The sequence below is a fragment of the Roseibium sp. Sym1 genome, assembly GCF_027359675.1.
Lineage (GTDB): Bacteria > Pseudomonadota > Alphaproteobacteria > Rhizobiales > Stappiaceae > Roseibium.
Window position 1 is genome coordinate 1,037,435 of record NZ_CP114786.1, and the last position, 21,989, is coordinate 1,059,423.

Annotated in this window: 23 protein-coding genes; 6 read left to right on the forward strand and 17 right to left on the reverse strand. The window is 60.5% G+C overall.

What is annotated here, in order from left to right:
- Positions 1 to 22 precede the first annotated feature (22 nt).
- Positions 23 to 562, forward strand: a complete 540-nt coding sequence (locus O6760_RS04680; RefSeq protein WP_269584324.1) for a GrpB family protein — start codon at positions 23 to 25, stop codon at positions 560 to 562.
- Between the two features lie 188 nt (positions 563 to 750).
- On the opposite strand, the gene O6760_RS04685 is transcribed toward O6760_RS04680, so the two are convergent.
- Together O6760_RS04685 and O6760_RS04690 are read right to left on the reverse strand one after the other, a co-directional pair.
- On the reverse strand, positions 751 to 1,533 hold the full coding sequence (locus O6760_RS04685) for a DUF7662 domain-containing protein (protein ID WP_269584325.1): 783 nt from the start codon (positions 1,531 to 1,533) through the stop codon (positions 751 to 753).
- A 74-nt stretch (positions 1,534 to 1,607) separates the two neighbouring features.
- Positions 1,608 to 2,132, reverse strand: coding sequence for a protease inhibitor Inh/omp19 family protein (locus O6760_RS04690; RefSeq protein ID WP_269584326.1), 525 nt, complete (start codon positions 2,130 to 2,132; stop codon positions 1,608 to 1,610).
- 549 nt (positions 2,133 to 2,681) lie between these two features.
- On the opposite strand from O6760_RS04690, the gene O6760_RS04695 reads away from it, so the two are divergent.
- The 3 genes from O6760_RS04695 (at position 2,682) to recQ (ending at position 6,063) form a co-directional block, all read left to right on the forward strand.
- On the forward strand, positions 2,682 to 3,059 hold the full coding sequence (locus O6760_RS04695; RefSeq protein ID WP_269584327.1) for an MAPEG family protein: 378 nt from the start codon (positions 2,682 to 2,684) through the stop codon (positions 3,057 to 3,059).
- A gap of 117 nt (positions 3,060 to 3,176) precedes the next feature.
- A complete protein-coding gene (locus O6760_RS04700; RefSeq protein WP_269584328.1) occupies positions 3,177 to 4,070 on the forward strand; it encodes a GNAT family N-acetyltransferase in 894 nt (297 codons plus the stop codon).
- Between the two features lie 103 nt (positions 4,071 to 4,173).
- Positions 4,174 to 6,063: a DNA helicase RecQ gene (recQ, locus tag O6760_RS04705; protein ID WP_269584329.1), complete on the forward strand. Its 1,890-nt coding sequence runs from the start codon at positions 4,174 to 4,176 to the stop codon at positions 6,061 to 6,063.
- Between the two features lie 9 nt (positions 6,064 to 6,072).
- Here the strand turns inward: recQ and O6760_RS04710 are convergent, their stop codons facing one another.
- From O6760_RS04710 to creD, 4 genes are all read right to left on the reverse strand, one after another.
- Complete coding sequence (locus tag O6760_RS04710; RefSeq protein WP_269584330.1) at positions 6,073 to 6,594, reverse strand: hypothetical protein; 522 nt, start codon at positions 6,592 to 6,594, stop codon at positions 6,073 to 6,075.
- Positions 6,595 to 6,722: 128 nt separating this feature from the next.
- Entirely contained in the window at positions 6,723 to 7,367 is a 645-nt protein-coding gene (gene msrA / locus O6760_RS04715) for a peptide-methionine (S)-S-oxide reductase MsrA (RefSeq protein ID WP_269584331.1), read from the reverse strand.
- A gap of 116 nt (positions 7,368 to 7,483) precedes the next feature.
- Positions 7,484 to 7,864 (reverse strand): VOC family protein, encoded by a 381-nt coding sequence (locus tag O6760_RS04720; RefSeq protein ID WP_269584332.1) that lies wholly within the window; start codon positions 7,862 to 7,864, stop codon positions 7,484 to 7,486.
- A gap of 94 nt (positions 7,865 to 7,958) precedes the next feature.
- Entirely contained in the window at positions 7,959 to 9,398 is a 1,440-nt protein-coding gene (gene creD, locus O6760_RS04725) for a cell envelope integrity protein CreD (protein WP_269584333.1), read from the reverse strand.
- A gap of 234 nt (positions 9,399 to 9,632) precedes the next feature.
- Here creD and O6760_RS04730 point away from each other — a divergent pair, with 234 nt between their 5' ends.
- Both O6760_RS04730 and O6760_RS04735 read left to right on the forward strand, forming a co-directional pair.
- Positions 9,633 to 10,826: an S-adenosylhomocysteine hydrolase gene (locus tag O6760_RS04730; protein ID WP_269584334.1), complete on the forward strand. Its 1,194-nt coding sequence runs from the start codon at positions 9,633 to 9,635 to the stop codon at positions 10,824 to 10,826.
- Complete coding sequence (locus tag O6760_RS04735; protein ID WP_269584335.1) at positions 10,823 to 11,608, forward strand: class I SAM-dependent methyltransferase; 786 nt, start codon at positions 10,823 to 10,825, stop codon at positions 11,606 to 11,608. The genes O6760_RS04730 and O6760_RS04735 overlap by 4 nt, the downstream gene beginning before the upstream one ends.
- A gap of 81 nt (positions 11,609 to 11,689) precedes the next feature.
- Here the strand turns inward: O6760_RS04735 and O6760_RS04740 are convergent, their stop codons facing one another.
- The 11 genes from O6760_RS04740 to O6760_RS04790 form a co-directional block, all read right to left on the reverse strand.
- Entirely contained in the window at positions 11,690 to 12,466 is a 777-nt protein-coding gene (locus tag O6760_RS04740; protein WP_269584336.1) for a hypothetical protein, read from the reverse strand.
- A gap of 543 nt (positions 12,467 to 13,009) precedes the next feature.
- A complete protein-coding gene (locus O6760_RS04745) occupies positions 13,010 to 13,762 on the reverse strand; it encodes a hypothetical protein (RefSeq protein ID WP_269584337.1) in 753 nt (250 codons plus the stop codon).
- Between the two features lie 120 nt (positions 13,763 to 13,882).
- Complete coding sequence (locus tag O6760_RS04750) at positions 13,883 to 14,665, reverse strand: succinate dehydrogenase iron-sulfur subunit (RefSeq protein WP_269584338.1); 783 nt, start codon at positions 14,663 to 14,665, stop codon at positions 13,883 to 13,885.
- A 69-nt stretch (positions 14,666 to 14,734) separates the two neighbouring features.
- Positions 14,735 to 15,580: an FkbM family methyltransferase gene (locus tag O6760_RS04755; protein ID WP_269584339.1), complete on the reverse strand. Its 846-nt coding sequence runs from the start codon at positions 15,578 to 15,580 to the stop codon at positions 14,735 to 14,737.
- 10 nt (positions 15,581 to 15,590) lie between these two features.
- Complete coding sequence (sdhA, locus tag O6760_RS04760; RefSeq protein ID WP_269584340.1) at positions 15,591 to 17,417, reverse strand: succinate dehydrogenase flavoprotein subunit; 1,827 nt, start codon at positions 17,415 to 17,417, stop codon at positions 15,591 to 15,593.
- 5 nt (positions 17,418 to 17,422) lie between these two features.
- The gene (gene sdhD, locus O6760_RS04765) at positions 17,423 to 17,806 is read right to left on the reverse strand and encodes a succinate dehydrogenase, hydrophobic membrane anchor protein (RefSeq protein WP_269584341.1); all 384 of its coding nucleotides are present in this window, start codon (positions 17,804 to 17,806) and stop codon (positions 17,423 to 17,425) included.
- 11 nt (positions 17,807 to 17,817) lie between these two features.
- A complete protein-coding gene (sdhC, locus tag O6760_RS04770) occupies positions 17,818 to 18,216 on the reverse strand; it encodes a succinate dehydrogenase, cytochrome b556 subunit (protein WP_269584342.1) in 399 nt (132 codons plus the stop codon).
- Between the two features lie 349 nt (positions 18,217 to 18,565).
- A complete protein-coding gene (locus O6760_RS04775) occupies positions 18,566 to 19,348 on the reverse strand; it encodes a hypothetical protein (RefSeq protein WP_269584343.1) in 783 nt (260 codons plus the stop codon).
- 42 nt (positions 19,349 to 19,390) lie between these two features.
- The gene (locus tag O6760_RS04780; RefSeq protein ID WP_269584344.1) at positions 19,391 to 20,323 is read right to left on the reverse strand and encodes a glutaminase; all 933 of its coding nucleotides are present in this window, start codon (positions 20,321 to 20,323) and stop codon (positions 19,391 to 19,393) included.
- Between the two features lie 10 nt (positions 20,324 to 20,333).
- The gene (locus O6760_RS04785) at positions 20,334 to 21,041 is read right to left on the reverse strand and encodes an EI24 domain-containing protein (protein WP_269584345.1); all 708 of its coding nucleotides are present in this window, start codon (positions 21,039 to 21,041) and stop codon (positions 20,334 to 20,336) included.
- Positions 21,042 to 21,108: 67 nt separating this feature from the next.
- Positions 21,109 to 21,819, reverse strand: a complete 711-nt coding sequence (locus O6760_RS04790; RefSeq protein WP_269584346.1) for a sulfate transporter family protein — start codon at positions 21,817 to 21,819, stop codon at positions 21,109 to 21,111.
- Between the last annotated feature and the right edge of the window lie 170 nt (positions 21,820 to 21,989).

Sequence of the window (21,989 nt, forward strand, 5' to 3'; positions counted from 1 at the left end):
GAAAAATATGGATTTCAGGAAAATGGCCCTCATACTAATTGCGCATGAGCCCGGCTGGATCCGGCAAGCCGGCGAACTCATCGACACGCTGTCCGAACTGCTCGCGCCGGATGTCCTGCGGCTTGACCATGTCGGCTCCACCGCCGTTCCCGCACTGGCGGCAAAACCCAAGTTGCACATCGACGTTGTCGCAAAGACCGGCATCCCGCCGGAGCGGCTGCGCGCCCGGTTGCAGCCCTTCGGATATGTCGATCACGGCCACCGTTTCAGCAATGACGAGATCCAGATGACCCGGCCGACAGCCTGTCCGCGCGGCGGGCCGTCCGCGCGGTCTCCGTCGGCCATCAGGTCTCACCGGCTGTGCCTGTGCACCGCCACCGCCAAGGCCGCGCCACGCCGCCGCCGGTTCCGTGATGCGCTGCTGGCATCCCCGGAACTCGCTTGGCAATACCAGGAACTGAAACTAAGGCTGGCGGAAGAGGCCGGAACTCCACCGGACTGGGATCACTACACGTCCGGAAAAACGGCTTTCATCGAAGCCGTGCTCGCCGGGGCGCGCTGACAACATGTCTTGCTGATATCAAATCTTGAATGACACCGTATCTTGAACGACACCGGGCCTTTCAAAACCAACACCCGCAGCCTGGTGGAACTGCGGGTGCCGGGCACGGGGGCATGACCCGTGCGGGAGGAACCAGTTGAACAACCGGCCAAGCTCCCTTTTTCGCATCGAAGCAGATGCTGGAAGCCCTAGCGCAGCAGCAAGGTCGCCTTGCGGCCGCTCTGTACCTCCTGAAGATAAAGAAGCTGGGCCACCAGATAACATTCGGACTGGTCGTCCAGGTTCGCCTTGCGGCCACGTCCGTCCGTCAGGAGCCAGGCGTTACCGGATTTGACCACGTCGCACTCGATCGGCGCCTTGGGATCAATGCCGGTCTTTTGGCACAAGTCCCGCCCGACCGGGCTGTCGGTGTCGTTTTCCAGGCCCTTCATTTCCATGCGCAGGCTGCGATAGGCCTTCTGCACGGCCAAGGTCGCAACAATGACGGTGACGACCTCGTCATCATTCAGCGAGGCGAACCTGAGCACTCCGCCTTCCTGGGGAATCGCGGCGTTGGAACAGGGGGTCCGCTGAACATCTCCGAGCGTGGTCCATTCGGAACGCAGCGTCACGGTTGCCGGCTGGCGCAGGGACAGCATTTCCTTGGCGAGCCGTTTCTCGGCGACCTTCTGGGGCGACCGGGCTGTCCGCTCCACCCGGCTGGCGGTACCTGCGACGGTTCCGCCAATCCGCAGCCGGCGGAAGACAATGACGTCGCGCATCAGGTCGGTGCGTTCCACCCGCCACCCGGCATCGAGCCAGGCATTCTGATGCACCAGGCTGCCGCCGGAATTCGCCCACCAGGTCCGGTGCTCCCGGGCACTCTTGGGAAGCGTGGACCCGATGATCTCTTCCACTTCATTCAGCTTGGCAGCCCAGACGACATCGTCGCGCCGGGCCAAGTGTTCGCGTAAAGGTTCATATTTTGACATTCACACAGCCTTTCCGGTAGCTGTGCAAATATACACCTATAACGTGTCGTGTCCAGCAAAAATACGGAGACCGTTTAACGGTAGAGCGAGATCGGCACGCCGGTCGATGTTTGACCGTTAAACTGCCCGGGAGCGCTGGAATAAAGCTGCGCCACGATCACGCCGGAGCCGTCCTTGAGGACCACCTGATTGCCGTTGAGATCCCAGGCGGAGATGCCGGACAGGGTCGGGCTGGCACAACCTCTGGTATTTGCCCGGTAGCCGCCGGACCACGTTGTCAGGGTCATGAAGGCCATGCAGTTGTCCCCGGCCGAAGACACTTTCCAGCCACCCAGAAGATCGGTACGGCCAACTTCCTTGGCGCCGGCAGGCGCGGCAACGGGATTGCTCGCCAGGTCGGCCGGTTGCGCCAACGGATTGTTGGGATCCGAACCCGGAGGTGCATTCGGATCAAGCGGGTTCAACGCTCCGGAATCGACCGGCGTGGTCGGAGTTGCCGGCAACGGCGCCGCATAGTTGGGGCCCCTGGAAAAACGCTGACAGCCAGCGGCCAGAACCAACAGGAGGACAACCGATACCAATTTTCCCGCGCGCATCATGACGAATCAATCCCTCATCTTCGTCCCATTATGGGAGCATCTCTTAGCCTACAATTTGTCGAAAATCCAAAATACAGCCCAATTCAGTCTCCTCTACGGTCCCGAGGCCCCTTGGAGCCGTCTGTCCGGCCCTGGAACAACATGGCGCCGGCAGCCGGTCCAAGGCATTTCAAATCCCGCCGAACTCTTCCGTGCAAGTGCCGAAACCTTGCAAGAATGTCCGATTTCCGGTGCCCTTCCGCCAACATCCGGTCCCGACCGCATCCACCGGGGTCGTGGCCCGGCCTGCACGAGGGCGGGCAGGTGGACCCTCCGACCTGGATTTCCGCAGGCCGTATCAAAAATATGTCAACCGGCCCTGGCACACGTCCCGTCGCCGGACCATTGCCGCCATCCGGCGGCTTGCCCTGATCCCGTAAAGGAAAAACGCTCAGGCAAGGAAGCGCCGCTTTGGAAAATCATGAGGATATCTTCATCTCTCCTGCTAAAACGGCGCAGCATGTCCATCCCGACCTGCCCCTGCCCCGTCAGCGACAAAAGGAGTTATCGATGCCAATTGCCCTCTGGTGTGTTCTCGTGGCCGCAATCCTGCCGATGCTGTCGGCCCTGCCCGCCAAGATGAACCGTTCCTACGACAATTCCCGGCCGCGCGATCCGGACTACTGGCGCGAAGGCTTCCGGGCCCGTGCCCAATGGGCCCAGGCCAACGGCTTCGAGGCGTTTCCCTTGTTTGCGGTCTCGGTGTTCGTGGCCCTGAGCCAGGGAGGCGATCCGGAATGGATCGACAGGCTGGCGATCCTTTTTGTTTTGCTGAGACTGATTTACGTGTTTTGCTACTGGACGGACAGGTCCTCGCCCCGCTCAATCGCCTGGGGTGCCGCATTCCTGACTTGCGTGGCCCTGTTTACCAGTTCCCTGTGGAGCTGACTCCTGCAGCACCGGTCCCGGGGCCGGAAAATTGTTCAACGAGCATTTGCACCAAGCGGCTGATTTCGTTAACGATGCAAGGGAGTATCGCAAGTTCCCGAAGGGCAGAGGTGCATTGTGCGGACAACCGACCAGACGACAGACACCTTGCCGGCGCGCCGTCAGACGGCGTCCCAACGGCAGATTGCCGAACACCATATAGTTGATACCCTGATTGCGGAACGCGGCAAGCTTGTGATGGCGAGCCCCTGGTGGCCGGTCATCAAACCCTTCGCTCACAAGATTCTTCGCTACAGGTCCGCGGTGGACATGGCGGACACGATCGCATCCATGGAAGCGCTGGACGTCTTTGCCCATCTGAGCGACCTCCTGACACTGAACGTCACCACGCTTGGCCTGGAACGGGTGCCGGAAACAGGACCGGTGGTGCTGGTCTCCAACCATCCGACCGGCATCGCCGACGGTGTCGTGCTCTACGACGCCATCAAGCCACGGCGCGACGACCTGTCCATCTTTGCCAATCGCGATGCCATCCGGATCAATCCGCGCCTGGCCGACATGATCGTGCCGGTCGAATGGCGTGCCGACTTCAAGAGCCGGCAGAAGTCCAAGGAAACGCTCAAACTGGCCTCGTCCGCCTTTTCGAAGGAACGTGTGGTGGTGCTGTTCCCTTCCGGACGGCTGGCCTACTGGCATGACGGCAAGCTCACCGAACGTCCCTGGATGAGTTCCGCACTGGCGCTCGCGCGCAAGAACAAGGCTCCGATCATTCCCATGCATATGGGCGGCCGCAATTCCGGCCTGTTCTATTTCCTGGCCCGCGTGTCCACCGAATTGCGTGACATGACGGTGTTCAATGAATTGCTCAACAAGAAGAACGCCAGGTTCAACGTCCATTTCGGCAAGCCGATCCGGCCGGAACGGCTTGAAGGCGACCTGGGCGAGCTGACGGAGCAGATGCGCGTACACTGCGCAGAGACACTGGCGGAGGATCCGGACGCCGAGTTCTGATCCGCGCCACGGACCGCGTCATCCACAGGCGCAAATCCGGCTTCATTGCCCTTCCTCCGCGAATAGGACATGGTGCGGAAGAATCAAAGGAACCGTCTGCCCCATGTCCGTTTCGCCCGCGATTGCCGCGGAAGAGGCCATTCCCGCGCAAGCGCCGCCCGCTCCGACCGTACGTCCGGAGCCGAAACCGCTGGCCGTTCTGCAAAAAGTCTTCGGCTACAGCAACTTCCGCGGCAAGCAGCAGGCGGTGATCGATACGCTGGTCGATGGCGGCGACGCGGTCGTGCTGTTTCCCACCGGCGCCGGCAAGTCGCTGTGCTTCCAGATACCGGCCCTGTGCCGGCGCGGCGTCGGCATCGTCGTGTCACCGCTGATCGCCCTCATGAAGGACCAGGTCGGCGCCCTGAAGGCCGCCGGGGTCAATGCAGCCGCCCTGAACTCGACCCTGTCTCCCGAAGAGCAGGACGCGGTGCGGGCCGCACTGCGCCAGGGAGAGGTCGACCTGCTCTACGTGACGCCCGAGCGGCTTGGCACCGAGAGCTTCCGCCGGTTCCTGGACACGCTCGAGATCGCGCTTTTTGCCATCGACGAAGCCCATTGCGTCAGCCAGTGGGGCCACGATTTCCGGCCCGAATACATGTCGCTGTCATGCCTGCGCGAACGCTATCCCGGCGTGCCCCGGGTCGCGCTGACCGCGACTGCGGACCCGCACACGCAAAAGGACATTCTGGCACGGCTGCAGCTGGAGGACGCCGAGGTCTTCTCCACCAGTTTCGACCGGCCGAACATCCGTTACGAGATCGTCGAGCGCACCAACCAGCGCCAGCAGCTTCTGGATTTCCTGAAGAAACACGAAGGCGAGAGCGGCATCGTCTATTGCCTGTCCCGGGCCAAGGTCGAGGACATCGCCGAATGGCTGACCTCGAAGGGGGTCAGGGCATTGCCCTATCACGCCGGCCTGCCGGCGGACCGGCGCGCTGCCAACCAGGACGCGTTCCTGCTTGAGGAAGGCCTGTGCCTTGTGGCAACGGTCGCCTTCGGAATGGGCATCGACAAGCCGGATGTGCGCTATGTCGCCCATCTGGACCTGCCGTCCTCCGTCGAGGCCTATTACCAGGAAACCGGCCGGGCCGGGCGGGACGGTGCGCCGTCGGAGGCCTTCATGGCCTATGGCATGGCGGACCTGGTCCAGCGGCGGCGCATGATCGCCGAGGGCGATGCGCCGGACGAGGTCAAGCGGGCGGAAAACGCCAAGCTGAACGCGCTTCTCGGGATCTGCGAAACCTCGGGCTGCCGCCGCCAGGCGCTGCTCGCCCATTTCGGCGAGACCTATCCGGAGCCTTGCGGCAATTGCGACACCTGCCTGTCACCGGTCGAGACCTGGGACGGTACGGAAGCCGCCCAGAAGCTGATGTCCGCGATCTACCGGACCGGCCAGCGCTTCGGTTCAGGGCACGTGATCGACGTGCTGCTCGGCAAGTCCAATGAAAAGACCGTCCGCTTTGGTCACGACAACCTGTCCGTCTTCGGCATCGGCCAGGACCTCGCGCTGAAGACCTGGCAATCGATCGCCCGGCAGCTGGTCGCCGCCGGTTACGTCGATGTCGACCACGCCCATTTCGGGGCGCTGGTGCTCACGGAGAAGGCGCGGGGCGTGTTGCGCGGCGACGAAAAGCTGGCCTTGCGCAAGGACCGCAGCGCAGCCGGCCTCAAGAAGACGCGCACCTCGCGGACCGCGTCGATCGCGGACGAACTGGATCACGACGACAAGCTCCTGTTCGAGCGCTTGCGCCGGCTTAGAACGCAGATTGCGCGCGACCAGAACGTGCCGCCCTATGTGGTCTTTCCCGATGCGACCCTTGCCGGCATCGCCGCGGCGCGGCCGGTCACGGCCGATGCGCTGCTGGCGGTTTCGGGTGTCGGCCAGTCGAAGCTTGAGAAATACGGTGAAACCTTCCTCGATCTCGTCGAGGCCTTCGAGGCGGGCGTCTGACGCCCGGCCTCACCCTTCCGGCTTGAGACACAACCGGTAGAGCCCCGCGAGATCGACGAGCGTGTCTTCGTCCGGGTGGGCCAGAAACTGTTCGATGATCTCACCAAGGGCCATGTGCATCTGCCGGTGCTGGCGCAGGCGCCGGTAGGAAGATCCCAGCTTGTAGATCTGGTCGATTTCCTCCCGGGAAAACAGGTCGAGGCCGGCAATCCCGAGAACGACACCCAGGTCGGCGTTGGTTCTGCGGCTGAGTTTGTGCGCCACCAGGAACCCGAACAGACCGGTTACGAACCTGTTCTCGAAGGAAAGCTCCTCGAAGTCCCGGCCGATGGTCTTCAGCACGAGTTTCATGATCGCGACGGTCGCGGACGCGGCGAATTCCGTCGGTGTGTTGGTGTCACAAATCTCCAGGCCGACCGCGTCCAGCATGCCGGCCAGTTTTTTTCGGAGGCGGTCCTCCGTCTCGACAGCTCTCAGTTCGGAAATGAATTCCGGCTCCGTTCGTGCACGACTTCCAAACAAACTTAGCATGGCACCGGCCTCATGAAACGCGAGCCTACACAAAAATGTAGTGCAGAAGTTACGTTTCGGCAATCGTGATCAGGATAATCCTTTCCGAGGCTTCGTTTCGTGATTCAAAACACGTTCTGGCTGGTCTTTCAGGAACCGGCTTTCGGCAGGCCCTTGTAGGCTTCGCTTCCCCACACGGACCGGACCCGTGCGTCCCGGCCACAGCCCTTGCGATACCCCTTGTAGGCATCCGCGCGGCTGACATAGCCGAACCGGGTGAGTGTGCGGACGGGGCTCTTGTAATAGCCTTGGTGATATTCCTCCGCCGGCCAGAACACCGCGGGGCTCTCGACAGGCGTCACCACCTTGCCGTCCAGCAGCTTGTCGGCCTTGGCGATCTCCGCCTTCGCCTGTTTCGCCTGGGCGTCGTCAAGCGGGTAGATGGCCGTCGAATAGGAATAACCGCGGTCGCAGAACTGGCCGCCCGGATCGGTGACATCAATCGTTCTCAGGAAGATGCCAAGCAGCTCGCCGTAGCTGATCCTGCTCTCGTCGAACTCGACCTTGACCACCTCGCGGTGGCCGCCGCGCTCATAGGACTTGTATGTCGGGTTCTGCGTTGTGCCACCGGCATAGCCCGAGACCACGTCCCGGACACCGGGAAGCTGTTCCAGATCCGATTCCACACACCAGAAACAGCCACCTGCCAGGATGGCGGTTTCTGCCTGAACGCCCGTCACAGGAGCAGCAACAGCAAGGATGGCGGCGAAAGTGAGCGGCAACTTGCGCTTCATGATAGGTCCTCCAGTCGTTGCTGACAGAGGTAACGCATCGCGGCGAAGTGGCAATTCAACTCGGGCGCTTCTGCCCGCACAACCCCGTGAGGCGGACGTGACATTTTCCGTGACTGTCAGTCTTCCCAGGTCCTTGCGGCCTCCTCGAACCCGGGCAGCTGCGGAGCGACAACGCAGAAACGGTGCCCGCTGGTGGCTTCCATCACCGTCCAGCGGTCGAACCGCTGTACGATGCGGGCGCCGAGCCCCTGCAGACGGGCAACTTCCTTGTCCGGATCGTCGGTCTCGATATCGAGATGCACACGGGAGGGGTGATCGACCGCCTGAAGCAGAATGCCGATCTCGTCGTCGCGGCCGAACAGGCGGCGATAGCGCGGGCTTTTCGGTTCTGCCTCGACGGTTCGCCCAAGCGCGCCCGCCCAGAAAGCGGCATGCGCATCGATATCACCTCCCTGGCAATCAATGACCAGGTCTCCCAGCCGGCTCTTGTGCATCATTCTCTCCATATAACGCTCAACCAGGAACAAACATCGAACAAAACAAGGCGGACCGCAAGGCCCGCCTTGTCGACAATCGAGATTTCCGTCTGCCTCAGGCGGATGTTCCCTCCGGTTGCCGCACCGGTTCGCCCTGCCCGGACCAGTCGATCTTCTGGGTGACGAACATGGTCACGGCCAATGACAGGAAGGCAATGAGCGAGCCGATCAGGAGCGCATAGTCCTGCTCGCGCATCAGGGCGAACAACACGCCGAAGATCATTGCCAGGACACACAACATCACCAAACCGGCAGACCGGCTTTTCAGCGACGTGCCGACATAGACGGCATTCAGCACCGTCGCGGCGCCCGCCGCCGCAAGATAGGCGAGGCCGTAGCCGACATGTTCGGCAAGGGCCAGCAGCATCACGTAGAAGATGATCAGCGCCAGGCCGACAAGGCCGTACTGGATCCAGTGGAAGCGCCAGCCGGACCGCATTTCCAGAACGAACACCGCCAGGAAGGTCAGGCTGATGAAGCCGACGGCGTATTTCAGGGATCGGGCGATGGTCTGGTAGAAATTCACCGGTTCGACGAATCTCACACCCAGTTGCATGCCCTGCAGGGGAAGCTGGCCGGTCACCAGGCTCTTCGGGATCCCGCGTGCGAGATAGGGGATGCTCCAGGCGGCCCTGAACCCGGCCTCGGTAATTTCGTGGCTGTCCGGCAGAAAGGCCCCGGTAAACCCGGGATGCGGCCAGTTCGAGGTGAGCGCCACCGACGTGCTCTGGCCCGCGGGTGCCACGAAGACGGCTGTCGAGCCGTTGAGGTTCAGCGGAATGCGGAAGGAAAACCCCTTGCGCCATTTCAGCGGTGTGATTGCTGCATTGATGCCGGAGGAACCGGCCGCGCCCACCGCGCCTTGCCCGCCGGCGATGTTCAACGGTCCCGCGCCCGGCTCGAAGGGTATGGCGGTTTCACCGTCAACGGTCAGCACGACTTCGCTTTTCAACGCACGGACGTCGCCAATTCCGACCACCAGATGAGCCTTGTCCGCGGCGATATCGATCGTTCCGCCCATTTCAGGGTCAAACATGTCCCGCGGCGGCACGGCAAACCGGCCTTCCAGGGCGAGATCCCCTGAGTAGACGGGGAGCGAATAGATCGACTTGCGGCGTTCCTCGACCTGGATTTCGCCAGTCACGTCGAGCCTTTCCGGAAACAGGACCGCCGTGCGCCAATAGACTTCGGTCTTGCCTTTTTCTCCCGTTCCCCGCGTCACGGTCTCGCTGAAGGGCACGACCAGATAGGGTCCGTTGACCTGTTGGGTCCCGCCCCAGGAGCCGGCAATGTCGCGCGCCACCTCCCGCGCACGCTCCGCGCGCTCCTCGACCAGGACCCAGACGAACAGGCTGGGCACCACCAGCATCACTGTGAGAATGCCGATCAGAACGAATTTGACGCCTGGAGACATCAGCAAGGCCCGCGGCCTGATTGGCGGCCGGCCCCCCTCGCGCGGCCCCGGTCCAGCGGCGCTGTCGGTCTCGTTTGTCATGCAATCTTTCCTCTGCCAACGGGCGCCGTCACGGCGCCCTCTCGACAGACCTTCCGGAGGAAACACGACCAGAACGGGCCGGTTTTGCGGACCTGCCGAGCAGTGTTTCAGCAAAAACCGTGCAGACGGGCTCCCACCGAATTTTCCGGTGATTTCTCCGACCGATCCTCAACCTGCGCTTGTCTGTGAAGCAAGTTAAATGCAAGAATAGAAATGTCATCGTGAAATATAACAATGAATACATTGCAAGAGCCCCCTTTTCAGACAGCTCCCGGCTTTGCCCGCCGCGCCGATTATTTGCCGGCGCTGGTCCAGCGGCTGAATCTTGGACGGGGCGACGCGCATCGTTACCTGCTGGTGGCCCATCTCTTCGACGACACCATGCGCATGATCGATGCGCTGTCTGGGGTCATGGAGTTCGACGCCGTTATCGGCGTGCCCTATTCCTCGGGCAGCGAGGCCACGCGCCTGAAATGGCAGGCCCGGTATGGCGACAGGGTTCACTGCCCGAAGACGGAAATCGAATTCCGGCAGGTGCTGACGGCCGTGCTGGAAAGGAGTTTCCGGGCCTGCCGCAGCTCCGGCCGGAAACTGGTCGTCCAGGAGGTCGGCGGCTATGTGGTCGAACTGCTGCATGAGCAGTTCCAGGACCAGCTCGACCTTGTCGAAGGCGTGGTCGAGATCACCAAGCAGGGGGTCTGGCGGGCGGCGCGAACGGATCTCAGGTTTCCCGTGCTGCATTGCGCGGACAGCGAGCTGAAGCGCCTGGAGGCGACCCGCTGCGGCGAGACCATTGCCCGCTGTCTGGACGGTCTCATGCGCGACCTCGGCAACAGCCTGGCCGGACGGCGGGCCGCGGTGTTCGGGGCCGGCTGGATCGGCTTCGGTGTGGCGCAGGGTCTGCGGCGGCTGGACATGATCCCCGCGCTGATCGACGTCAATCCGTTGAAAGTGGCCGAGGCCCGCCTCAATGGTTTCGATGCCGGCCTCACACCAGGCGACCTTGGCCGCTGCGACCTTGTTATCGGCGCGGCCGGCGCCCTGTCCATCACCGCCGACGTGCTCGGGCAATTGCGCAGCGGCTGCCTGGTGGCGAGCGCGAGTTCGCGCCGGATCGAGATCGATGTCGGTTATCTGGAAACCGCGCCGTCCCACGAGATCCATCCATCGATCCGGGCCTTTCAACTGCCGGCTTCGGGCACGCAGGACAGCCGCCAGATCTGCCTGGTCAATGACGGCTATCCGGCCAACTTCATTCCGGGCTCGGGCAGCGTCGCCGACGAGATCGTCGAACTGATCCTCGGAGAGCTGATCGTGCTGATGGCCGACCTGACCACCAGCACTTACGAACCCGGCATCCACCGCCTGGAACCGGAAGGAGAGGCAACGTGCACCCAGCTCTGGATCGAACAGAGAGACAGGATGTGACGGACACGCCCTCAGGGCACACCGTTCATTCCGAATACCTTGTCAGGAAACTTTCAAATGCCGAACGCAATCTCTACGGCACGGTGAAGTTCGATGTCGTGTCGCGGCGGATCCGCGCTTGGGCGTGCGACCTCGACCGGCCGCCCCGGATCCTCGACATCGGCTGCTCGACCTCCATCTCCCGGGACTATCTCGCCGATACCGGCCTCGCGTTCGACTATTGCGGCGCCGACTATGAGGCCGCCTTCGAGCCGGACATCGTGCTCGACGCCACCCGATTGTCCGAGCACCGGGACGAGCTGCCCTGGCGCCCGGACGTGATCACGCTGCTCGACGTTCTGGAGCACCTGCCCGGCCAGGGACCGGCGATCGAAGCGGTGATGCGCCAATGCGGCGAGGTCGTCGCGCCGGGCGGCCTGATTCTGGCCGTCGTACCGCAGCTCTACCGGCTCGACCGGCTCAAGCTTCGCCACCTGCACTACCCGGAACACCATGTGCGCATGACGCTCAAGGAATGGTCGGACATCGTCGGCCGGGCGGTCACCATCGAAGCCGTGCACGGCATCGGCTATCTCTCCTGCCTGCCCTACCTGCCGATGCTGAGCCCCTGGTACGAGGAGCACAACCGCCACGGCAGGTTGTTCCATCACCTGCGTGGCAAGACGTTTGAATGGGGACCACTGAAACCCATGGAAAAAGGCCTCACACGAACCCTCGGCCGCCTGCCGGGCTTTCGCGGCTGGTGCAACAGTTCGCTGCTGGTGTGCCGGGCGAAAGGGTGAGGATGGTTATCCACCACCTCTCCATCGCCCTCCCGGACAGAAGACAAAAAGGCTGGCCCCAAGCAGGAATGACAGCATCCATCAACACAAATCGACCTTGATGAATTTCCCGGAAGAATTTGCGTACACGCCTTCGCAGTCGAACTTTTTCTCCTTTCGCTGCCAATTATTCCTGCTTTCTGCTTTTGTTTTTTCGAATTCGATTCTTATCCGCTCGATACAATGCGCGACACCGCTACAAAAATCATTGGAAGAATTTCTTTCACTCCAAATCCCCAATTCCTCTTTAACCAATCCCAGTCCACCCAAGCGCATCAAATCAAAGTAGTCTTGAAGGAAGTTTTCGTCACCTGAACGCCATATTGCGTTTCTAAAGAATGCAATCAGTTCTTCAAGCTCAAGCCCCTGTGGATACGTTTGCGCCTCCCGGAGCTTGTATTTCAAAAAATCGAAGTATTGGTTGTCTGTCTCCAGCCAACAGAATTCTTCGTTTGCATTCAAAAACTCTTCCAAAAAATCGATATAATCATTTTCTTGGAGGTACTCAGCCTCAGTATAGACAAAAGACAATAACAAATGTTGCGCAATAAAACCTTCTCCTTCACGCCACTTTCGACGAATTTTCTCGATGTCGTTAAATAACTCAAATTCCTCTTTTGAGACAAAGTCCTTATACTCAAGAATGGCTTCGCCCAGTTTGCTCACTTCGGCAAATTTCTCGAAAACCTCGTCTTCGGACTTGGACTCTGCTTCGAGCGCTTCAAACTGCGAATAGTCTTTCGTTTCCTCGAACCTCACTGGCTCCGCGCAATCCTGTGCGTGCGTATTACTCTGAACGAACAACAATAGAAGAAACACCAGAACGCTTCTAACAATCATTTTGACTTAATACTCCGGACATTGAAATAGGCAGCAACTGTATCACGCGTGACATTGAAGTTGAAACCTCAAGCAATCGCATGACCAAGTCTTCCTCGACACAGTGCAATGGACATCCCAGACCCGGACATATTTCGCGCGAAAGCGCGTTTCGGCCTGATGACAAACCCTCCAACTGTCATTCCGGACAAGTGCAGCGTCGCTGCACGCCGATCCGGAACCCAGCGTATCAGCGCGAGCGAAAGCGAGCACAATACCAATCAAACATCTGACTTTATTAGGACGCGCCTACGGCGCGAAGTATGCGCTGGGTTCCGGATCAGCACGCAGCTGTGCTGCGCTTGTCCGGAATGACGGACGGAGAAGTCAAACCAAGAAGGCCGCCCCGGGGGACGGCCTTTCAAACGCCCAAACAGAAGAGATCAAACCCGGCGTTCGACCATCATCTTCTTGATCTCGGCGATTGCCTTGGCCCGGTTGAGGCCTTTGGGGAAGTGTGGCGGCAGCCGCTCGACGGTGAGACTAGCCGCCTTTGCCTGTCAGGATCTCATCAACTTTCGTCTTCAATTCGTTGAAGTAGTCGGTCATGCTGTCTTCTTCTCTCCCTTGCTCCTTCACTGCTAGTGGGCGCGTGATCTCGAATCCTTTTATCGCCAGGCCCAACAGATAGTCGTCAGGATACACTTTGGGAACAGCAACCGGTATTTGCTTCAATTGGGAAATCTTTACATAGGTATCGACCAAGCTGAGATAGGCTGCAGACGCGATAGCCCACTCCTCAAGTCGCGCAGCCTCATCGGCCACAGCAATATTCAGTCGGATATGTATTTCTTGAGATGAGAGGGATTTTTTTAAAGCAAGATCCCGCAATTCTTGACTGAAGACGCCCCGTTCCTGCTCACCAGAGTTTTCTATTTCTTGCACCAGCTCTTCTTTTTCTGTCCACAATTCTCGGTCCAGATCCGCATACAAGTCGCACTGGTTCTTGTATCGAGCTTCCTGAAACAATTCAGCGCTCCGCGTGAAGATAAGATTAAAAGAAAGGTCACGAAGATCGGTATAGGGGTACAAGGAGCTACTAACGGTTTCACCTACGTAAGCACCAGGAAAACACTTCAACACATTTTCATTCAGATGAATTCTTACATCTTTAGCGTTTACATTTCTGGAGACGCAGCAGAAAAGCAATGCCAACGCCCAACTGCACCAGTGAGGAATAGATTTCTTATTTCGAGTATACTTCATTTCTAAACCTAACAACGAGTGCAAAGGCATTTTATGCACCTATGCACGCTTCGGTTCAAGAAGACCATTTCCTTCACTTCACATCATGCTGGTCAAAACACAAAGGCCGCCCCGTGGGACGGCCTTTCGGACTGTTCGGCGCTGCGCAGGTTACACCCGGCGTTCGACCATCATCTTCTTGATCTCGGCAATTGCCTTGGCCGGGTTGAGGCCTTTCGGGCAGGCCTGGGAGCAGTTCATGATGGTGTGGCAGCGGTAAAGCCGGAACGGATCTTCCAGGTTGTCCAGGCGCTCGCCGGTGGCCTCGTCGCGGCTGTCGATCAGCCAGCGATAGGCCTGCAGCAGGATGGCCGGGCCGAGGTAGCGGTCGCCATTCCACCAGTAGCTCGGGCAGGAGGTCGAGCAGCAGGCGCACAGGATACACTCGTAGAGGCCGTCCAGCTTGACCCGGTCCTCGTGGGACTGGCGCCATTCCTTTTCCGGGGCCGGCGAGACCGTCTTCAGCCAGGGCTCGATGGAGCGGTGCTGGGCGTAGAAGTTGGTCATGTCCGGCACGAGGTCCTTGACCACGGCCATGTGCGGCAGGGGATAGATCTTGACGACGTCGCCGGCGATCTCGTCGGTGCCCTTGGTGCAGGCCAGCGTGTTTGTACCGTCGATGTTCATGGCGCAGGAGCCGCAGATGCCTTCGCGGCAGGAACGGCGGAAGGTCAGCGTCGGGTCGATCTTGTTCTTGATATAGATGAGACCGTCGAGCACCATCGGCCCGCAATCGTCCGCATCGACGAAATAGGTGTCGACCCGCGGGTTGCGGCCGTCGTCCGGGTTCCAGCGGTAGATCCGGTATTCGCGCAGGTTGGTGGCGCCTTCCGGCTTGTCCCACACCTTGCCCTCGGTCACCGTGGAGTTCCTGGGTAGCGTCAGCTGAACCATTTGTACATGCTCCGCGTTGGGCCCCGTTTTCGCGCCGTTCAAGGCAATAGGGGCCAAAAATGATCGAACTCAGGCAGCGAGCTCGAAAATCATGTTGTCATTCGTCTGGCCGGTGATCCGATAGTCCCGGTTTGCCAGCTCGGGCAGGCAATCCTCGGTCCAATAGGGCCGGCAATTGGTTTCAAGAAGGATCACGCGGGGCCAGAGGTCCCTTTCCGCGTGACGCAGGAAGGGAAGCAGGACCCGGTCCTCGAAGCCTTCCACATCCACTTTCAGAACGTCGATCCGGTTGAGCCCCTGGTCATGGGCGATGCCGGTGAGCGGGCGCACCTTGACGAAGGTCGGCGACCAGTCGCCGGCCCATTCACCCGTGGTCAGGTCCTCGACAAAGGTGGCGAAACCGCAATTGCTGGGCTCCTGCCACAGGGGCAGCGTGTCCTCGCGCGGGCCGACCGCCGAATTGACGATCTTGACGTTTGCGAGGCCGTTGGCCTGGACGTTGAAGCCGAGCTTTGTCGCCGTTTGCGGATTGGCCTCGATGGCAAGCACATCGGCGCCGGACCTGGCTGCAAAGATCGAATAGGAGCCGATATTGGCGCCGACATCGACAAAGACCTTGCCCTCGCCCAGATGCGGTTCGAGCAGCCTGTGCTCTTGCCGTTCCGGCAGGCGGCCCTTGGCCAGGATCTTGCGGTCGTCATAGTTCTCGCCCGGGTAGATCCGGAACTTCAGGCCTTCCGCTTCCAGATCGTACGGCCCCTTGAACAGCCGCGCGACCAGGGCACGGATGCGCTTGCGCAGGCCGCGCGACAGGTCGTGCCGGTCGGCCAGGCGCCAGGCAGCCCGCACCAGCCGCTCGGCAGGATAGGTGCCGAACGGGCTTCTGGTATCGGGAAGGGTTGCCGCCTGACTCACAAGCCGCTCCCTAGTAGACCCGCGCCTTCGGCGCGATCTTTTTCGGGTCGATGCCGCCTTCTTCGAGCGGCGTCAGCGGATCCACGATCACCGGCCGGTAGTCCAGCTTGACGTTGCCGGCCTCGTCCACCCGGGCGAGCGTGTGCTTGCGCCATTCCTCGTCGTTGCGGCCGGAGAGCGGGCCGTCCTTGTAGTCCTCGCGCGCATGGGCACCGCGGCTTTCCTTGCGGGCTTCCGCGCCATAGACCGTGGTAATGGCATTGGCCATCAGGTTTTCCAGTTCCAGTGTTTCCACAAGATCGGAATTCCAGATCATCGAGCGGTCGGTAACCTTCAGATCCTTGAGTTCCCCCCAGACCTCGGTGACGCGCTTGCAGCCCTGCTCGAGGCTTTCCTGGGTGCGGAAAACAGCGGCGTCTTCCTGCATGGCCCGCTGCATCTTCTCGCGCAGCTCCGCGGTAGGGGTCTTGCCATTGGCGTTCCTGAGCCGGTCGAAGCGGTCCATGATGGCCTCGCAGGAGGCTTCGTCGGGCGTCGGAATGGCAGCGTTCCGGTCGATCACCTCGCCGGCCCGGAGCGCGGCGGCGCGGCCGAACACGACAAGGTCGGTCAGGGAGTTCGAACCGAGGCGGTTGGCGCCGTGAACGGAGGCACAGGCCGCTTCGCCGACGGCCATCAGGCCTGGCTGGATACGGGTCGGATTGTCGGCGTCCGCGTTAAGCACCTCGCCCCAGTAGTTGGTCGGAATGCCGCCCATGTTGTAGTGGACGGTCGGCAGGACCGGAATCGGCTCCTTGGTCAGATCGACACCCGCAAAGATGCGCGCGCTTTCCGAAATGCCCGGAAGGCGCTCGGCCAGCAGCGCCGGATCGAGGTGATCCAGGTGCAGATAGATGTGGTCCTTCTTCGGACCGACACCGCGGCCTTCGCGGATCTCGATGGTCATGCAGCGGGAAACCACGTCACGGGAGGCAAGGTCCTTCGCCGACGGTGCGTAGCGCTCCATGAAGCGCTCGCCTTCGGAGTTGGTCAGGTAGCCGCCTTCGCCGCGCGCGCCCTCGGTGATCAGGCAGCCCGCACCATAGATGCCGGTCGGGTGGAACTGGACGAATTCCATGTCCTGCAGGGGCAGGCCCGCACGGGCCACCATGCCGCCGCCGTCACCGGTGCAGGTGTGGGCGGAGGTACAGGAGAAAAAGGCCCTGCCGTAACCACCGGTCGCCAGCACGACCGTCTTGGCCGCGAAGCGGTGGATGGTGCCGTCATCGAGGTTCCAGGCAATCACCCCCTGGCAGACGCCGTCCTCGGACATGATCAGGTCCAGCGCGAAATACTCGATGTAGAATTCGGCGTTGTTGCGCAGGGACTGGCCGTAGAGCGTGTGCAGGATGGCATGACCGGTCCGGTCGGCCGCGGCACAGGTGCGCTGCACGGGCGGGCCCTCGCCGAAATTCTGCATGTGGCCGCCGAAGGGGCGCTGGTAGATCTTGCCTTCCTCGGTGCGCGAGAACGGCACACCGTAGTGTTCCAGCTCGTAGATGGCTTTCGGGGCCTCGCGGGCGAGATATTCCATGGCGTCGGTGTCGCCGAGCCAGTCGGACCCCTTGACCGTGTCATACATGTGCCATTGCCAGCTGTCCGGCGTCATGTTGACGAGGGACGCGGCGATGCCGCCCTGGGCGGCCACGGTGTGGGACCTTGTCGGAAACACCTTGGAGATGCAGGCGGTTCGAAGTCCCTGTTCGGCCATGCCGAGGGTGGCGCGCAGACCCGCGCCGCCGGCACCGACCACGACAACATCATAGTGGTGGTCGACAAATTCATACGTCTTGGCCATCCGGGTTAGCCTCCAAAGCCAATCTTGAGCACTGCGAAGACGCAGCCGAAACCGATAAAGGCACAGAAGAAGGTGTTCGCCATCAGCGTGAGGAACTTGAGGCCTTCGCCGTGCACGTAGTCCTCGATGATCACCTGCATGCCGAGCTTCATGTGATAGACGCCGGAGAGGATCACCAGGAGCAGGATGATGGAAACGAGGGGGTTCTTCAGGGTGTCGACCAGTTCGGCGTGGCTGGAACCCTGGATCGCGATGACCAGGATCACGAAGAACGAGATCAGGAAGACGTTGGCAACGGCCGTCAGGCGCTGTTTCCAGAAATGGTCGGTGCCTTCCTTGGCGGAGCCCAGCCCGCGAACCTTGTTGAGGGGTGTGCGCATATCACTCATGACACTCTCCTTCAGCGAACCATGTAGCCGATGATCCAGAGGATCAGCGTCAGGACAACGGAGCCGATGATGGTCGCCTTGGCGAGCCACTCGCGGGCCTCCTTGCCGAAACCGGCGCCCATGTCCCAGATGAAGTGGCGCAGGCCGCCGAGCATGTGATGCACCAGGGCCCAGGTGAAGCCGAACAGGATCAGTCGGCCGATGAAGGAGCCGTAGATGCCGTCGACAAATTCGAAGTAGCCGGGACCGGCGGCCGCGGCGATCAGCCACCAGGCCAGAAGGATGGTGCCGAAATAAAGAGCTGCGCCGGTGATGCGGTGCAGGATGGACATGACCATCGTCAGAATCGGTTTGTAAATCTGAAGATGGGGCGACAGGGGGCGATTGCCCCGCATATCGGCGTTCGACATGGAATTCCTCTCCCGTACGACGCTGGATCGAAAAGAGCAAAAAACGCACCGTTTTCATTGACCTGTCGTGCCTGGCGGCACGGCGGAGAGCCGATTTCAAACGACGCATCCTTAGCGCATTTCGCTCCGGCTTACGTTTACGCAAACGTAAGTAAATCAAAGCGTTGTCTAGAGGGGTTCTAGCGCCAACGCTCGCAAACGTCAAAATATCCTATAGGCCAAAGTGGCCTGCAACCACTTCTATATCGTTTTAAATTCACCTGGTGATGAAAAGTGACCTAAACGGGACGATCCGTAGTGTCTTCGTTGAAAGAGAAACATCGCCAGAAGAAGCGGTTCTTTTCTATTCTCATCCTGCCTTATCGTGAAACCGGCGATAAAGAGCAGCTGCCAGCGGTAGGTCCCAATCTTCGCTTGGCAGATCTCGGTCTTGCGTGTTGCTCAATTCCTTGTCGGTCAACCACACCCCGTCACGGCGACGGCACAGACAGAAGCGTATGAAAGAAGGTTGGTCGGAAAAATGGTTTGAGCTCAGATTGTCCCGAAAGCTCTCACCCATGTCGGCAACAGCTGCCTCGAGTGTTTCATCGGATACCGGTTCGATATCCATCAACGCGGCGCCTCCATGGCAAATTAGCCAAGGAAGAAAGCGCGGCGCCCAACACCAAACTTCTCTGCGAGAGAACTTCTTGTCTTCGTGCTTTTCCATATATCCGCATGCGGACATTGCTTCACAAACACGGCGTAGAGCTGGATCGCTGGAAACAACATTTGTCCCTAAGGGCGCCAAAACATCCACGTATTCCGCGTGACATGCAAAACCATCCAGGAGAGCATCCAAATCCGCCCGACAAACAGTGTCCGGCAGGTTGGGAAGGTCTTCCGGTTGCCTCAAGACGCGCCAATAAGTGTTTTCCCACGTCAACAAGCCCAACCTTGCCAGCGCGTCACAACAAAGTTCGAAATTGCTTTGCCCTTCGTCACACAGCAGGTCAGGTGCAGGCGAAAGAGCTGAGAGACGCGCAACCATATCCTTGAGCATCCAATGGGACAGTTGTTCACAGAGCCGGGCTTCTTCAGGTCGAAGAGATCTTCTTCGGCCGCTGCGATGGCTAGCAGTTTGTGTGACCATTATAGACCCATAGCTTTAGGCAAAGTGATTGCTTCACAACGATTAGAGCGTGATTTCCCCGCCATGGGGCACGCCGAAAACGGACCAGCCGGTCTTGCGGGCGAACAGCTCCATGGCTTCCGTGCCGAGCTTTGAATTTCCGTAGCGGTTCAGCCCCGGCGACCACACGGCAATGGCGGCCCGGCTGGGTGAAATTACCAGGATGCCGCCGCCGACGCCGCTCTTTCCGGGCATGCCGACCCGGAAGGCAAAATCGCCGGAGCCGTCGTAATGGCCGCAGGTCATCATCAGCGCGTTGATCCGGCGGCGGCGCTCGACCGAGACCAGCCCGGGCATGGACGGGGCATCGACCAGGAAGCGCCCGGCCAGCGCCAGCTGGCGGCAGGTCATTTCCACCGCGCATTGGTGGCAGTAAGTGCCGAGCACCTTGTCGACGGTTGCCCGCAGGTTGCCGCAAGAAGCCAGATAGTGCGCCAGCGAGAAATTGCGGTGGCCGGTCGCGATTTCCGACTTGGCCACCTTCTCGTTCATGTGGATGCTGTCGTCATCGGCCGCGGCCCGGATGAAGCGGAGCAGCTCGCCCAGGGCCTCGCGCGGGCTCGATCCCGACAGGTAGGTGTCGGTGGTAACAAGGGCTCCGGCATTGATGAAGGGATTGCGCGGAATGCCGTTTTCGCGCTCCAGAAGCAGGACCGAATCAAACGACAGGCCGGAGGGCTCCCGTCCGACCCGGTTCCAGATCTGGTCGCCGACCCGGCCGAGCGCCAGCGCCAGCGCGAACACCTTGGACACCGACTGGATCGAAAACGGCACATCCGCGTCGCCCGCGGTAAAGACGCGGCCGTCGGCCATGGCGATGGCGATACCGAACTGGTTCGGATTGATGCCGGCCAGCTCCGGAATATAGGTCGCGACATCGCCCTTGTCCGGACTGGCGGCCGCCGCCTCTGCGATCTCGGTCAGCAGGTCCTGCATGCATTCCTCCCTAACGGAGGGGCACTTGGTCAGATTGCGGTCGCCGATGCAAGCGCTTGAAAAGATGTATCGTCAGGATTGTTGAAAAGACGGGGGTGGCAAGATTGAGGACCGGCACGAGCATGAAGCCACTCATGGCCAGTCCGGCAAAGAACACCGGCCAGGCATTTTGGCGGCATAAATCCTCTGCGCGCCCGTCCGAGAGATAGCGGCGCGCCGTTGACAGGAATTGATCGCGGCCGAGCAGCCGTCCCGTAGCAAGCCAATAAAACAACAACCCGCTGAAAAAGCCGCCGAGATTTGTTGCCACCACACTGAACAAACTTATCAGCACCAACAAGATCAGGGTGCGGACCGCGCGCAGAAATGGCTTTGCGCCGATCACCTGCTGCCCCGGAAGATCGTCACGATAGTTGCGGGTCTCCACCGCTTTCGCGACCGTTGACTGGAACGCCAGGCCATAGACCACCGAAGTCGGAGCCAAAATGTAGCTTGAGAAAACAAGCAGCACCAAGGCAGGAAGAGCCTGCAGGGCGAAGGCGATCGCCAACAGGATAAATTCTTCCAGGAACGTGCTGAGGAAATAGGCGCTGGTGAGCGACGAAAGCACCAGAATTCCCAAAAGGCCGGCAATCACCCATCCAAGCGCACGCAAGATGGCGTCCAGGCCGGCAACGGAAAAGGTTTGGAGAAAACTTGTAACAACCAGCTTTGTCATGGCAGCAGCCTTTTTTCAGACGCAGCCGGGTTATCACAGACACCCTTATAAGTTGCTAACTAACCGGTTATACCCTTGCCTGTCTTTGCCGCTCGGCGGCAAGCATCTTGAAGAGATGCAGCATGAAGATTGTCGCGAAGATCGGCGTGACCAGGTTGAGGATCGGCACGGCCAGAAGGCAGGCGATGATCAGGCCGGCCAGAAACACGGTGCCGCCGCGCGCCTTGCGGAAGGCCTTCGCCTCGGCCGGGGGCAGGAAGCGCATGGCCGCGAATTCAAAGAATTCACGTCCGAGCAGATAGCCGTTCACCAGGAAAAACGCGACCAGGTTGATGCCCGGGACCAGCAGCAGGATAAGCGCGAACAGGTTGCCGAGAATGACAACACCGGTGAACTTGATCGTCTGCATTACCGCCTGCGAAAACGGCAGCGCCGTGCCGGGACGGTCGCCCGGATAATCCTTCCGATCGACGATATCCGCGATTTCGTCCTGGAACAGGCCCGCGAACAGCGCCGAAATCGGCGCGATCAGGAAACCGAGGGCGAAGACGGCGCCGATGCCGGTCAGGATCGAGATCGACCACTCGATCCAGCCGACCCAGCCGGCGCCATTGCCATATTCGGTCGCCGCCACACCGAGAAAGTGGGTGACCAGCCATTGCAGCACGATCCAGATCACCACCAGGATGCCGAGCGTGAACCCGAGCATCTTCCAGAAAATCGCGCGGAACGGCGGCTCGAACACCTCGGACATGGCACGGGCAGCGGCTTGGAACATGACACCTTCGTGATTTGGATTGCGACCGCCCCGACATAGGGGGCGGAGTGGATCGGCGCAAGGGTGGGCGTTAGATCTGCCGGGGTGTTGAGCGATCGCCACCTGGACTTTCGACTATCGCGGCTGTCACCCCGGCCAAGCGAAGCGCGAGCCGGGGCCTACTCGCATAA